This window comes from Streptomyces sp. NPDC002889 (assembly GCF_042888425.1).
Classification (GTDB): Bacteria; Actinomycetota; Actinomycetes; order Streptomycetales; family Streptomycetaceae; genus Streptomyces.
Window position 1 is genome coordinate 42960 of record NZ_JBIAPT010000007.1, and the last position, 13708, is coordinate 56667.

General features: G+C 71.0%; 12 protein-coding genes. 5 read left to right on the forward strand and 7 right to left on the reverse strand.

The features are described 5' to 3' along the window. Positions 1-179: 179 nt before the first annotated feature. The 4 genes from ACFYWI_RS12195 to ACFYWI_RS12210 are packed head-to-tail and all read right to left on the reverse strand — an operon-like array spanning position 180 to position 3664. Positions 180-452 carry a hypothetical protein gene (locus ACFYWI_RS12195; protein ID WP_389229370.1) on the reverse strand — a complete coding sequence of 91 codons (273 nt, stop codon included), beginning with the start codon at positions 450-452 and terminating at the stop codon, positions 180-182. Positions 453-502: 50 nt separating this feature from the next. Then, positions 503-2098, reverse strand: coding sequence for a transporter (locus ACFYWI_RS12200; protein ID WP_389229373.1), 1596 nt, complete (start codon positions 2096-2098; stop codon positions 503-505). Between the two features lie 32 nt (positions 2099-2130). Beyond that, positions 2131-2943 carry an ABC transporter ATP-binding protein gene (locus tag ACFYWI_RS12205; protein WP_389229376.1) on the reverse strand — a complete coding sequence of 271 codons (813 nt, stop codon included), beginning with the start codon at positions 2941-2943 and terminating at the stop codon, positions 2131-2133. A 55-nt stretch (positions 2944-2998) separates the two neighbouring features. Continuing rightward, positions 2999-3664: a bifunctional DNA primase/polymerase gene (locus ACFYWI_RS12210; RefSeq protein WP_389229379.1), complete on the reverse strand. Its 666-nt coding sequence runs from the start codon at positions 3662-3664 to the stop codon at positions 2999-3001. A gap of 347 nt (positions 3665-4011) precedes the next feature. On the opposite strand from ACFYWI_RS12210, the gene ACFYWI_RS12215 reads away from it, so the two are divergent. Together ACFYWI_RS12215 and ACFYWI_RS12220 are read left to right on the forward strand one after the other, a co-directional pair. Then, positions 4012-5394, forward strand: a complete 1383-nt coding sequence (locus ACFYWI_RS12215; RefSeq protein WP_389229382.1) for a transcriptional regulator — start codon at positions 4012-4014, stop codon at positions 5392-5394. A 144-nt stretch (positions 5395-5538) separates the two neighbouring features. After that, positions 5539-7047 carry a hypothetical protein gene (locus ACFYWI_RS12220; RefSeq protein WP_389229385.1) on the forward strand — a complete coding sequence of 503 codons (1509 nt, stop codon included), beginning with the start codon at positions 5539-5541 and terminating at the stop codon, positions 7045-7047. Positions 7048-7114: 67 nt separating this feature from the next. On the opposite strand, the gene ACFYWI_RS12225 is transcribed toward ACFYWI_RS12220, so the two are convergent. Then, positions 7115-8425, reverse strand: a complete 1311-nt coding sequence (locus ACFYWI_RS12225; protein ID WP_389229388.1) for an ABC transporter substrate-binding protein — start codon at positions 8423-8425, stop codon at positions 7115-7117. A gap of 173 nt (positions 8426-8598) precedes the next feature. Here ACFYWI_RS12225 and ACFYWI_RS12230 point away from each other — a divergent pair, with 173 nt between their 5' ends. Together ACFYWI_RS12230 and purU are read left to right on the forward strand one after the other, a co-directional pair. After that, a complete protein-coding gene (locus tag ACFYWI_RS12230) occupies positions 8599-9045 on the forward strand; it encodes a hypothetical protein (RefSeq protein ID WP_389230051.1) in 447 nt (148 codons plus the stop codon). Positions 9046-9090: 45 nt separating this feature from the next. Further along, a complete protein-coding gene (gene purU / locus ACFYWI_RS12235; RefSeq protein WP_389229391.1) occupies positions 9091-9942 on the forward strand; it encodes a formyltetrahydrofolate deformylase in 852 nt (283 codons plus the stop codon). 44 nt (positions 9943-9986) lie between these two features. On the opposite strand, the gene ACFYWI_RS12240 is transcribed toward purU, so the two are convergent. Further along, positions 9987-11600: an FAD-dependent oxidoreductase gene (locus ACFYWI_RS12240; protein WP_389229394.1), complete on the reverse strand. Its 1614-nt coding sequence runs from the start codon at positions 11598-11600 to the stop codon at positions 9987-9989. Between the two features lie 107 nt (positions 11601-11707). Here ACFYWI_RS12240 and ACFYWI_RS12245 point away from each other — a divergent pair, with 107 nt between their 5' ends. Then, the gene (locus ACFYWI_RS12245; protein WP_389229397.1) at positions 11708-12397 is read left to right on the forward strand and encodes a TetR/AcrR family transcriptional regulator; all 690 of its coding nucleotides are present in this window, start codon (positions 11708-11710) and stop codon (positions 12395-12397) included. A 25-nt stretch (positions 12398-12422) separates the two neighbouring features. On the opposite strand, the gene ACFYWI_RS12250 is transcribed toward ACFYWI_RS12245, so the two are convergent. Then, positions 12423-13703, reverse strand: coding sequence for an extracellular solute-binding protein (locus ACFYWI_RS12250; RefSeq protein ID WP_389229400.1), 1281 nt, complete (start codon positions 13701-13703; stop codon positions 12423-12425). Positions 13704-13708 lie beyond the last annotated feature (5 nt).

Genomic DNA, 13708 nt, shown 5'->3' on the forward strand with positions numbered 1-13708 from the left:
CGATGGACGGCGCCGCCGGCACGTCGAGGGATCCTGCACGGCATGCGGGAACGGGTGGATCGCCGCCCATGGGGCCGGGGCCCGTGGACGGGGGCTGAACGTGGTGCGCGAGGGCGACTTCATATGCGTCTTCTGCAGAGCCGGGCTGCCCGCCGCCTGGAACCTGTAGGCCTCGCCCGTCAGCCGATCGGCTTCCGCAGCTCCTCGCGCACCGTGACCGTCATCTCCGCCACGGAGTCCACGTCGACGTCTTCCGGCGACTGGGTCGCCGTCGCCGGGGTGATCACGGCGACCGAGCCGTTCGTGTTGTCGTCGGCCCAGGCGCACATCGGGAACGTCATGGTGCTGCCGTCCGGAACGCGGACGAGCCGACGGTCCGGGAGTTCGGCGCACGGCTGGACCTGATGGCCGCGTGACAGCCGCCTTCGGGTGCTCGGCGGCGGCATGGACATGGCCGTCACCCTACTTCACGAATGCGAACTGCCCTAGGGAAAAGGTCCGTTCAGCCCTTGCTGACCGCCGCCAGGATCTCCGGCAGCCGCCTCGCCGTCTGCGGCGCCGCCACCCGTACCCCCGCCCAGGCGATCAGCGCGCCGTACCCCGCACCCACCGGCAGCAGCAGCCACGGCGCCGAGTCGGAGCCCGACGCGTGCAGCCAGATCGTCAGCGCGATCACCGGGGCGCACAGCAGTGCCGCCGAGATCATGCCGCCGAAGATGGAGATCCAGGCGAGTCCGCCCTGCCCAGGGGCCACGTTCTTGTACGCGCTGTCCTGCGGGATCGAGTACGGGAAGCGGGCCGAGGCCAGCGCGCCCGTCGCCAGCATCGCGCCCAGCAGCGCGAACGACAGGCCTATCACCTCGGGCAGCGCGTGCCACTCACCCAGCACGGCCGCCGTCACCGTCGTCACCACAACCGTGTACGGCAGCGTGATCACCAGCAACGCCATGGCGCGGGCCCGCAGTTCCGCATAGGCGTCCTTCGTCGACGAGATCGTCATCGCGACCATCCAGAACGCGGAGGTGTCCTGACCGAACTGGTTGTACATCTGGATGCCGAGCATTCCGGCCGCGAAGCAGGCGAAGTAGATCGACCCCGTGCCCTGCAGCGCGTTGAACAGCGGCACGATCAGACCGATCGCCAGCGCCGTCACCCACGCCGCCTTCGTCTTCGGGTCCCGCCACACATAGCGCAGGCTGCGCTGCATCACCGTGCCCGTACGTCCCTCGGGCAGCAGCTGGTGCAGGCGGTGCGCCGACTCCTTGCGCGTCGGCTCCGACGCCGCCGCGAGCGTCGATCCGTCCGGGGCCGTCATCAGCTTGGTCAGGCTGCGCTGCCAGGCCCACAGCAGGGCGTACAGCGCTCCGGCGGACAGGGCGAGTTGCGCCGCGGCGATCCCGTAGGAGCCCTCGCTCGCCGCGCCCACCGCGCCGATCGCGGACGCCGGCGGTACCCACTGCACGATCCGCGCCACCGGCTCGAGTGCCGCGAGGCCGCCTGCTTCGCCGATGCGCTGGGCGCCGAAGTTCACGACCTGGATGCCCACCGCGATCACCAGGCCGCTGAGTACGGCCAGGTCGCGGCCCTTGCGTGAGGTCAGGAGGCGGATGTTGCCCGCGGCGACGGCCCGCGCCAGCGCCACGCACAGCAGCAGGGTGAGCGGGACGGCGACGACGGACACGACGAGCGCGACCGCCCCGTGAGACAGCGCGAACGCCGAACCGAGCACGAGACACAGAGTGAACAGCGGTCCGATGCCCACCAGCGATGCGCCGAGCAGCGCCACCACCAGGGGGTGCGGGCGCAGCGGCAGCATCACGAGCCGGGTGGGGTCGAGTGTTTCGTCACCGCTGGGGAAGAACAGCGGCATCACCGCCCAGCCGAGTGCCAGGATGCCCGTCAGCAGGACGACGACCGACTCCGCGTGGTCGTTGCCGCGCAGCAGGATCAGGCCGAGCAGCTGGCCCGCGGCCAGCAACAGGGTCAGCACGAGCGAGGTCACGAACGCCGCGGTGCGGCCGGAGGACTGGCGCAGGCCGTTGCGCAGCAGCGACAGCTTGAGCCGTACGAAGATCCGTCCGAGGGCGGCCGTGCTCACCGGGGCGCCCTGTGCGCCTCTCGAAGCCGTGCTCACCGCTGACCACCGCCGAGCCAGTCCAGCGACTCGACGCTGTCCCGGCCGTTCGCCCCGACCAGTTCCAGGAACGCGCTCTGCAGCGACGGCGCGTCCCCGCGTACCTGTGCCAGCGGGCCCTGCGCACGGATCCGGCCCGCCGCCATCACCGCCACCCAGTCGCACAGCGACTCCACCAGCTCCATCACATGGCTGGAGAAGACGACGGTCGCACCGGATGCCGTGTACCGCTCGAGGACCCCGCGGATCGTCTGCGCGGAGACCGGGTCCACGCCCTCGAACGGCTCGTCCAGGAACAGCACTTGCGGGTTGTGCAGCAGCGCCGTGGCCAGCCCGATCTTCTTGCGCATACCGGTCGAGTAGTCCACGACCAGCTTGTGCTGCGCGCCCGCCAGGTCCAGTACGTCCAGCAGCTGGGCGGCGCGCTTGTCGACCTCGTCGCCGGGCAGGCCGCGCAGCCGGCCGTTGTAGGCGAGCAGCTCGCGGCCCGACAGCCGCTCGAACAGCCGTAGGCCCTCCGGCAGTACGCCGATCCGGGACTTCACCTCGACCGGATCGCGCCACACGTCGTGGCCGGCCACCTCCACCCGGCCCTGGTCCGGGCGCAGCAGTCCGGTGACCATGGACAGGGTGGTTGTCTTGCCCGCGCCGTTCGGACCGACCAGGCCGATGAACTTGCCCGCCGGCAGCGTCAGATCGATCCCCGCTACGGCGATCTGCTCACCGAACCGCTTCCAGAGTCCCTCAACCTGCACGGCCGGCGGCGCTGTACGTGCCCCGCCCACCGTGTCAACTGCCTGGTCCGGCATGTGTTCCCGTACCTTTCGGTGTCCCCGCATGTACGGGGTCCACCCTACGGACGCGTCAAGCGAGGCGCGCCCGTGCGGCGGCGGCCTCCCTGCCGCACGCGTAGGCCAGCGGGCTGATCAGCTCGTCGGCGTCCGGAAGCCAGCGGTTGGCGGGAGTGGGGCGACGTGCCCACTGCACCGCGCCGCGGCCGCCGATCCGGGTCGGCGGGGCGGCGACGAAGTGCCCCTCGCCGCGAGCGATCAGGTCGAGGGAGCCGGGGGCCCAGCCGAGGGCGCGGATCAGGTCCGGGATCTTGTGCGCCGCGCCGGGCAGGACGAAGAACACCATCCTGCGGTCGGGGGTGCAGGTCACCGGGCCGAGTGGGAGATCCATCCGCTCGAGGCGGGCCAGCGCTAGGAAACCGGCCGACTCGGGGACGTCGATGGCGTCGAAGGTGCGCCCGGTCGGCATCAGGATCGAGGACTTGGGCTGCTTGGACCACAGCCGGCGGGCGACGCCCGCGCTGCCGGTCGCCTGGTTCGCCCAGTCCCGCCTGGTCGGGTGGGCACCGGGCGCGGGGCAGCGGAGGTCACCGCACGAGCAGTGCTCCGCACCGTCAGCAGCCTCGAGCCAGGTGCCCGGGAACACATCCCAGTGCCGCTCTTCCGCGTACCGCACGGCGATGTCCAGCTGCTGCTCCCCTCGCTGCTTGGGGATCTGTGCGGCCTCCGTGACTCCCATGGTCTCTTCCACGACACACTCAACTCCCACCATCACCTGGGGTTACGGGCCTGCCGCGGCGGGCGGTGGAGCATCGATCCTGCACGCGGGGCGCACGGATGCATCGGCGGGGGCGCGCATGCGGTCACAGCCTGACGAGCGGGTAGCTCCTCGCAGGGGGATGTGCCGGGGGAGCCGTACAGGGCGGACATCGCGCACTGCTTCCGGCAAAAGGCAAGCAACGAAATGAAACCGGCGAACCATGCATTTTCCGTATTTGCGCAGGGCAGTGATCGAGACGCCGATCGTGTCGTTGATCGCGCCGTTGATCACGTGTCGTTGGTCACCGTGGCATCAGGGGGTAATTCATGGCAGCGAGGCCTCTCGTCGCCCGTCAGCCGAACGAGCGGCTGCAGTCACTCATCCAGGAGGCGGGGTGTTCGAACGCAGGGCTCGCCCGCCGGGTCAACCTGGTCGGCGCGGAACGGGGGCTGGACCTGCGCTACGACAAGACGTCGGTGGCGCGCTGGCTGCGCGGGCAGCAGCCGCGCGGCCGTGCACCCGGGATCATCGCCGAGGCGCTCGGCCGCAAGCTCGGCCGTGCGGTCACGATCGACGAGATCGGTATGGCCAACGGCAAGAACCTCGCCACCGGCGTCGGGCTGCAGTTCTCGCCGACCGTGCTGGGCGCGATCGAGCAGGTCTGTGAGCTGTGGCGCAGTGATGTGGGGCGCCGCGACTTCCTGTCCGGGTCGGCGGTCGCCGCGTCGGCGCTCGTCGAGCCGAGCCGCGACTGGCTGATCACCGGCGCGGACAGCCAGGTGGCGCGTACGGCAGGGGCGCGGGTCGGAGGCTCGGACGTCGAGGCGGTACGGGCGATGACCGCGGCCCTGACCGATCTGGATCACCGCTTCGGCAGCGGCCATGTCCGGCCCGTCGTCGTGCACTATCTGAACAGCGTGGTCTCCGGGCTGCTCTCGGGGTCCTACCGCGAGGCGGTGGGGCGGGAGCTGTTCGCGGCCGTCGCGCGGCTGACCGAGCTCGCCGGTTACATGGCGGTGGACACCGGCCAGCCGGGCCTCGCCCAGCGCTACTACATCCAGGCGCTGCGGCTGGCCCAGGCGGCCGGCGACCGCGGGTACGGCGGGTATGTGCTGGCCGCCTCCATGAGCCACCTCGCCGCCGAGCTCGGCAACCCGAGGGAGATCGCCCAGCTGGCGCGGGCTGCGCAGGAAGGGACGCGCGGGCAGGTCACCCCCCGGGTCGAGGCGATGTTCCATGCCGCCGAGGCACGTGGGCACGCACTGCTCGGGGACGCCCGCATGTGCGAGGAGGTGGCGGCCCGTGCGGCCGCCGCGCTGGAGCGGGCCGAGCCGTCGACGGGTGACGACCCCGCATGGATCGCCCACTTCGATCACGCGTATCTCGCCGACGAGCTGGCGCACTGCTACCGGGACCTGGGCAGGGCGGAGGCCGCGGCCCACCATGCCGCGCAGGCGCTGGAGGGGCATCCGCAGTCGCGGGCCAGGCGGCGGGGGATCGGGCTGGTGCTGTTGGCTTCGGCACAGGTGCAGCAGCGCGAGGTGGAGCAGGCATGCTCCACCGGCACGCAGGCGGTGGAGCTGCTCGGTACGCTCCGCTCCAGCAGAGGGGCCGAGTATCTGGAGGACCTGCAGCTGAGGCTCGAGCCGTACGCGGACGAGCCGACGGTCCGGGAGTTCGGCGCCCGGCTGGACCTGATGGCCGCGTGACAGCCGCCTTCGGGAGGATGTGGGGCAAGTAACAGCGGTCTTCGTCCGCATCTTGTTACTGCTTTCACACGTGTGTGCGCGGGGCTCGGGGCACCCGGTAGCGTGAACCGACGATTCCGTAGGTCCACATGTAGGAGTGTCCCGGTGACGCACAGCGGACAGGGTGACGAGCAGCAGATTCCTGCCGCACGGCCCGCGCACGAAGGCGTCGTGCTGCCCGCCGACGGAAGTGAGCCCTGGGTATCCGGCGCTTCCGGTGCGCCGGGTGCGCCCGGTGCCGCCGGGGCACAGGCGGCTCCGGCCGGCGGACAGCCGTGGGGCGACCCGTGGGGGCCGCCGCAGCAGCAGCCACAGCCGTACCACCAGGCGCCGTACGCGCAGCCTCCGCAGCAGGCGCAGGCCGAGTCGTATGCGCAGCAGCACTCGCAGGCCCAGTCGTACGCGCAGCCTCCGCAGCAGACGCACGGCTACGGATATCCGGCGCAGCCCGCTCAGGGCGCGCCCGCCCACACCCAGCCTGCTCCGGTTCCCCCGGCGGACTCGGACGCGACCCAGTACATTCCGCCCGTCGCGGCGGCCGCACCCGCCGTGCGCACCGCGGACGTGCACCCCGGGGCTCTGCCGCCGGAGACTCCCGCCGAGTCGACCCATTTCCTGGGCACCCGCCCGCTCCATTCGGCTCATGCCGCTCAGCCTGCGGCGCCTGGCGGCGACGCCGATGCCACGCAGTACATCGCACCCGTGCCGGGCGGGGCCGTTCCGCCCACGCCTCCCGGTGCGCCGTTCGGGATCAGGCCCGGGACTCCGGGCGACCGGCAGCCCCCGGCCGAGTTCGACAGCCTCTTCCGCACGGACGGAGCCGCGGACCAGTTCCCGGACTCCACGCAGCAGATGCCCCGCATCGACGCGGGACGGTCCGCGCCGCCCGGATACCAGCAGCAGGCGGCGTACCAGCAGCCCTCCGCCCGGCAGCCCGCGTACCAGGAGCCGCCGTACGACCCGGAGCCCGGGCCCCGGCGGCGGTCCACCGCTCCGGTGGTCGCCGCGCTCGTCATCGGCTGCGCCGTGCTCGGACTCGGTCTCAGCGCGGTGATGTTCGGCGGGGACGACGAGAAGGACCCGGACCCCGGCGCCAAGGTCGCGGCAGGCTCACAGGATCCCAGCGCGAGCTCCGGCCCGTCCGAGGCCCCGGCCGACCCGGCCGAGCCGCAGGCCGAGGCGCTCGACAAGCTCCTCGCGGACAGCAACAGCAGCCGCGCCGCCGTCATCCGCTCGGTGGAGAACATCAAGGCGTGCGAGAACCTCGACCAGGCCGCCACGGACCTGCGCGGCGCTGCGGCGCAGCGCCGCTCGCTGGTGACCAGGCTCGAGGGCCTGACCGTGGACAAGCTGCCGAACCATCCGGCGCTGACCGCGGCCCTCACCAAGGCGTGGCAGGCGTCGGCTTCGGCCGACGACCACTACGCGACCTGGGCGCAGCAGGCGAAGGGCAAGAAGGGCTGCAAGGGGGGCCAGGCCCGCCAGACCGGGCAGACCGCCCAGGCCAACCGGGCAAGCGGTGAGGCGACCAAGGCGAAGAACGAGGCGTCGGGGCTGTGGAACACCATCGCCCGCAAGTACGACCTGACGGAGCGCCGCAGCGACCAGCTCTGACCCGGATCTTGGCCGCCGGGCCGGTCCGTGCCCGCGGGACGCGTGTCCCGCGGGGGACTCGGGCTGCCTACGAAGCGTCCCTCAGTGTCCGGCCCACGTCCACGAAGTCCTGCTTCTGGTCCACCAGCCGTCCCTGGCGCACCACTTGGAAGGTGACGCTGCGGTTCACGAGCCGCGTATAGCCGGGGGCGCCGAGCATGTCCTCGTACCCCCAGCGCAGTGTGGGTGTGAGGCCGCCGGTCGACACCTCCACGCCCTGGTCGAGCGCGTGCGAGATCCGGCCGGGGGTGATCCGGTCGTCGTCGATCGATCGGATCACCGCGCCCAGCACGGTGTAAGCGATCCACGTGGTCTGCACGCCGGCGTCCGCCGGGTCGATGTTGTTGTCGCCGAACGCGTGGTTGCGGATCACCTTCCGCATCTCGCCCCAGCGCTGATCCGAGGCGTCCGGGTACCAGCCGGTGATGTAGGCGCCTTCGAAGGGGCCCTTGCGGCCGCCGGTGCGGTCGATGAGGGGCTGGTCGACACTGCCCATGACGGAGGAGATCCGGACGTTGCGGCCGTCCTCGGGCAGTCGTCGGAAGGAGTCGAAGAAGGTCTCGGTGCGTTCCCCGAGTGCGGCCGTGACGCAGCCGGGCCGGTCCTTCGACGCGGTGGCCGTCCAGTTCGGGTCGGCGGCCTTCTTCCGTGCCTGCAGGGCCCGTTCGGTGTAGTCGGTGGCGTCTTCCGCGGCCGGGATGTCGGCGGAGGTGTCCTGACTGCTTTCGGTGAGGCCCGCGTTGAGGAGCTCGGGCAGTTCGTCGCCGGCGGCGGTGTCGGGCCGTACCAGTGAGACGTGCGCGCAGGAGCCGGCGAGCTGCTTGCCGTTGCCCGCGAGGAGTGCGGCCTGGCCGCCGTTGACGGGGTACGACAGATAACTGGTGAACTCCTCGTCGGATATGCCGTATCCGCCGATGAAGGGGATGCCCGCGGCCTCGAGCGGGGCCATGAAGGCGTCGCCGTGCTGGCTGTACGAGCCGACGACCGCGACGACGTTCTCCTTGACGGCCCGTCGGGCACAGATGGCCGCGCCGGTGGCGGTGTTCTGCTCGTTGCAGGTGATCACGCGCAGTTCGTGGCCGCCGATGCCGCCGTTCGACTTCGCCCAGCGGGCGTACGCCTTGGCCATCGCCGGCATGCCGGGCATGTTCGTCGCCTGGGTCTCCTCGGGCGCGAAGGTCATGACGGTGACGGGCTCCCTGGAACCCCCCGGGCCACCAGGGAGCACGCCGCAGCCGACGATCATGGTCGCTCCGGCCGCCACGGCCGTCGTACAGACGGCGCGGACTCGATGGGTCTTTGAGGGGCGGGGGGAGGAGGAACGACGCCTACCGGTCATGTCTCTGAACCCTTCCGCTTCCCAGGGAACGGCGGAGTGAGCAATGGGTAACAACGGGTGACACGAAGGTGAATTGCCGGGGTGGAAATGTGTGCGAGGTGAGGGAACGTACGATCGGGGGCGTGCAGCAAGGTTCGGTCCCCTCTTCCCGTCGCGGCCGTCGCTCCTCCACCATGGGCGGCATGCCGCTCAATGACATGCCCTGGTGGCGCTGGCGCAGCAACGTGCGCTCGGCGCTCCACATGCTTTCCGATCCCGTCTTCCACCAGGAGTGCTGGCTGGCCGGACTGGAGGGATACGGCGACGTCACCGACGCCGTGTACCGCCTGGTCGAGGACACCTGGCTGGACAACTGGTCCGCCGAGAAGTACGTCGGGACGATCTTCCGCGACTCCGGTGAGGCCGCCCTCGTGGACGTCGCCGTGCTGCGCGTGCTGAGGATCATGCACCAGGTCGGTGCGGATGCTCCCGTCTCCGCGTACATGGAGCATCACGGCTGGCCGGAGGCCGTACGGGCCGCCCGTGACGCGCATGTGCGCCTCGCGGCGGCCGACGGCGAGGACCCGGACACGCCGCCGCGTTCGCTGGACGTCCTGCGGATCATGACCCGGTCCGCCTGACGGACGCCTTCCGGTCCGTCCCGCTGTGTATGGCAGGCTACGAGGATGACCGACCAGTACGTCCTCACGCTCTCCTGTCCTGACAAACAGGGCATTGTGCACGCCGTGTCGAGCTATCTCTTCATCACCGGCTGCAACATCGAGGACAGCCAGCAGTTCGGGGACCGGGACACGGGCCTGTTCTTCATGCGGGTTCACTTCTCGGCCGAGACTCCCGTGACCGTGGAGAAGCTGCGGGCCAGCTTCGCCGCCGTCGGCGACGCCTTCCAGATGGACTGGCAGATCCACCTCGCCGAGGAGCGGATGCGGATCGTGCTCATGGTCAGCAAGTTCGGGCACTGCCTGAACGATCTGCTGTTCCGGTCCAGGACCGGTGCCCTGCCCGTCGAGATCGCGGCCGTCGTCTCCAACCACACGGAATTCGCCGAGCTCGTCGGCTCCTACGGTGTCCCGTTCCATCACATTCCGGTCACCAAGGACACCAAGGCCGCCGCCGAGGCCCAGCTGCTGGACCTGGTACACGCCGAGAAGGTCGAGCTGGTGGTGCTCGCCCGCTATATGCAGGTCCTCTCCGACGGCCTCTGCAAGCAGCTCAGCGGCCGGATCATCAACATCCACCACTCCTTCCTGCCGAGCTTCAAGGGCGCGAAGCCGTACCACCAGGCGCACGCCCGGGGTGTGAAGCTGATCGGCGCGACCGCGCACTATGTGACGGCCGACCTCGACGAGGGCCCGATCATCGAGCAGGAGGTCGAACGGGTCGGCCACGAGGTCACCCCGGAGCAGCTGGTGGCCGTGGGCCGCGATGTGGAGTGCCAGGCGCTGGCCCGCGCGGTGAAGTGGCACGCGGAACACCGCATCCTGCTCAACGGCCGCCGCACGGTCGTCTTCACCTAGGCGGCTGCTGGAAGTCGTGCGGCGGGGCCGACTTTCAGCCTCCTTTAGCTCCGCAGCGTGCCCAGGTAGTCGAGTACGGCCCGGGTGGCGTCCGCCGGTGCGATCAGCGCGACGTGCCCGTCGGGGCGGACCAGCACGACGGCGTCGCCCGTGACTCCGTACGCCCTGCGCGCGTGCCCCTCGTGGTCGCTCAGCCCCTCGGCGATGTCCGCTATGAGACAGGGCCGCACGGTGTCGCCGTACTGCGCCTCGGTGGCCCGCAGGACGCCGACGGTGCTCTCCCCGAAGCCGAGCAGGGTGAAGTGCGGTCGGGCGAAGAGGTCGAAGAGCCGGGTGACCGTGCCCCCGGCGCCCAGGCAGGGGGCGTCGGGGGCACGGTCACCGGCCCTCAGCAGGCCGTCGTCGGTCGCACGTTCGCCACGGGCGCCTTCACCCCCGACGGCTCCGCCTTCGCTTCCCCGGCCGTCCAGCTCGAGGGCAAGCGAACTCCAGCGGTAGCCGAGTCCGAGGGCCAGGGTCTCGGGCCTGATCACGTCCTCGGTCCCGCGTCCGGCCTCCTTGACGCTGCGCTGGACGCCGCGCCACCGCTCACCGCTGGTGTCCAGCGTCCAGGCGGCGATGGGCAGTCGCTCCTCCTCATAGGTGTCGAGCAGTGCGGGACGTGCAGCCCCCGCGACCACCATGGCGAGCTTCCACCCGAGGTTGAACGCGTCCTGGACACCCGTGTTCATGCCCAGGCCGCCCGCGATCGAGTGAACGTGCGCGGCGTCGCCGGCCAGCAGCACTCGGCCGACCCGGTAGCGGTCGGCCATGCGCTCGTTGACCCGGAACGTCGATATCCAGGTCGGGTTCGCCAGCCGTATGTCAGGCATCCCCGAGTGCCGGTCGAAGATCCGCTGGAAACTCTCCAGCGACGGTGCGACCGGCTGCCCCAGCTCGTCGCGCTCCGCGAGCGCCTGGAGCTGGAAGGACCGCTCGCCCAGCGGGCAGAGCAGAATCGCACCGTCCTCGTCCAGCCACTGGTGCCAGTAGTCGCGGCTCAGCCCTTCGGCTTCGACGTCGCCGAGGATCATCAGCCGGCCGTCCTCCGTCCGGCCGTCGAACGCCACCGGCAGGGATTTACGGATGGTGCTGCGCCCGCCGTCACAGCCCACCAGATACTCCGCCGCCATCCGCTCGCCCGCGGCCGTGGTGGCGATCACGCTCTCTTCGGTCTGATCGAGCCCGGTCAGCTCGGTGCCGAGCTCGACGGTCACGCCCCACTCCGCGAGCCGGGTCCGCAGGATCTCCTCGACCAGCCACTGGGCGATGAACAGCCCCCGTACGTAGGGAGCCGCAGGCGTCGGCCCAAGCACGGCGAAGGGGTCCGTGTCGGTCACGACCCTGCCGTCTCGGTACTTGCGCAGCAGCAGGTCCGTACGCCCGTGGGCGAGCAGTGCGGGAAGGATACCGAGGCTCTCGAACACCTCCAGGCTCCGGGGGTTGAGTGTCTTGCCGCGTGAACCGCTGTGGAATTCCGGGGACTTCTCGATGATCCGTACGGCCGTGCCGCGGCGGGCCAGTTCACAGGCCAGGGTCAGTCCGGTCGGCCCCGCTCCCACAATCAGCACGCCGGTCCTCGCGGCGCTCGGCCCGGTGGTCACTTCGCTGCTGATCATCTCGCTGCCCTCTCCGTCCGTCTCTGGGAACACATAAAAACGCAACTCGGTTTTAAATGCAACTCGGTAATGTTAGAGACTTGGTTCAACTTTGCTAGAGTGGCGACATGGATGAGCGACAGGGTCGTCGGCCCGGCCAGGGCCACGGTCGGAGCGAGGCGCCGCACACCGGGCTGCGGGAGCTCAAGAAAGAGCGCACGCGCCAGGCCATCTCCGCCACGGCGATCGAGATGTTCCTGGAGCGGTCCTTCGACCAGGTGTCCGTCGCCGAGATCGCCGCGGCAGCCGAGGTGTCCAAACCGACGCTCTTCCGCTACTTCCCCAGCAAGGAAGACCTGGTGCTGCACCGCTTCGCAGACCACCAGGGCGAGTTCGCCCGGGTCGTGCGCGACCGACTCGTCGGCGAAGCGCCCCTGACGGCACTCCACCGCCACGCCCGCGCCGCCCTGGACCGGTACGACCCGGTCACGGGCCTCGACGACGACCCGGATGTCCTGGCCTTCCACGGGCTTGTGTACTCCGCCCCGAGTCTGGTCGCGCGCCTGACGCAGTACACCGCCCACGACCAGGACGCGCTGGCGGACGCCCTGCACGAAGCCGCCCCGGACACGCGGCCGGGCGTGGCCCCTCGAATCGCCGCCGCCCAGATCGTCACCGTGCACCAGCTCCTGGCCGAGACGAACTGGCAGAAGCTCTCGGCCGGCCGCAGCGCCGCCGAGGTCCACCCCGAGGCGGTGGCAGACCTCGACCAAGCCTTTGCCCTGCTGGGCGGCGGGCTGGCTGCCCACTACGGCTGATCCGCCTCGCCCGGGCGGGCCCGTCCTAGGAAGGGTCGGCCACCGGGCTGTCGCACAGATCGTCCAGGACGAACGCCTTCTCGCCCTCCTGCAGACGGCGTTCCGCCTCCAGTTGCTCGAGCAGCCGGTCCAGCAGCGCCTCGTTCATCGGGTCGTCGAAGAATTCCAGCACAGCCCGGTGGAAGGCGTCCCGCAGCGTGGGCGGCATCGCGTCCGAGGCGTCCATGCAGATCTGGCCCGCCGTACCGAACAGCTCCTGGACGGCCTGAGTGCCGTGCGACAGCCGGCCGGAGGCGACCGTGCCGCCCGGGAAGAACGGCCGCTCGCCGGGCCGGGCGGCGTTCGCCCAGTCCGTGCGGGCCCGCCGTGAGCTGAGCCGGTCCAGCAGATCCCAGGCGGCCGCGCTCGGCTTGAAGACCGCCGCCATGTCGCCGGAGACCTCGAACGCCGTCTCGTCGGCCGCAGGACCGCCGCGCGGCGGATGCAGATGGCGGGCCGTGGGGAACGGCCGCACATCGTCGCCGTAGTGGCGGCGGATGAACGAGCCCTGGTGCTCATGGGTGCAGTCGCCGCGGTTCAGCAGCCCGTACCGGCCGTCGTCGAGCAGCTCGAACGAATCGGCAAGTCCCTGCGGGTGCGGGTTGCGGCCGTCCGAGGTCAGCATCCGCGCCCATTCCTGCCACACCGGCCGGGTCTTCTCCCACTCGGTGGCGCCGGTCGCCCAGCGCTCGTATGCGGCGGCGCCCTGGCGCTGCAGCAGCAGATCCTCCACCCAGTCGGTGCCCGGCCAGCCCGACGTCGCGCCCGAGCCCAGGCCCAGGCACCAGCGCGGAGCCTTGCCGGCCACGTCCGTACGGCTCCACACGAGCGACTTCAGATCCACGCGCACCGGCACCCAGAACGGCCGCGTGCGCATCTCGCCGTCCTCGTCGGCGACGGTGACGGCCGGGGCCCACGGGGGGACGGCGGCCCCGGCCACGCTCTCGGGCAGTGGCTGCACGTCCCCGGCGCGGGCGTACTCGGCGAGTTCGCCGGGACTGTTGAGTATGGCCACATCCGGCGGCGCACCGGCCTGCAACTGGGCGACCAGGGTCTCGCGCAGCGAGCGCGTGCCCTTGTAGACGTAGCGTCGGCCGGTGCGCTTCTCGATGCCGCGCAGCGCCTGCACGAACGGCTTCTCCTCGCCGTCCGTCCACGGCCCGAGCACGACCAGAGTCCGCTCCTCCCCGGCGCCGGCGCAGCCGCCCGTGGCCACGGCCGACACGGCGAGCAGGCAGCCCGCCAGCACAGCCCTCAAGCACCTCATCCGCT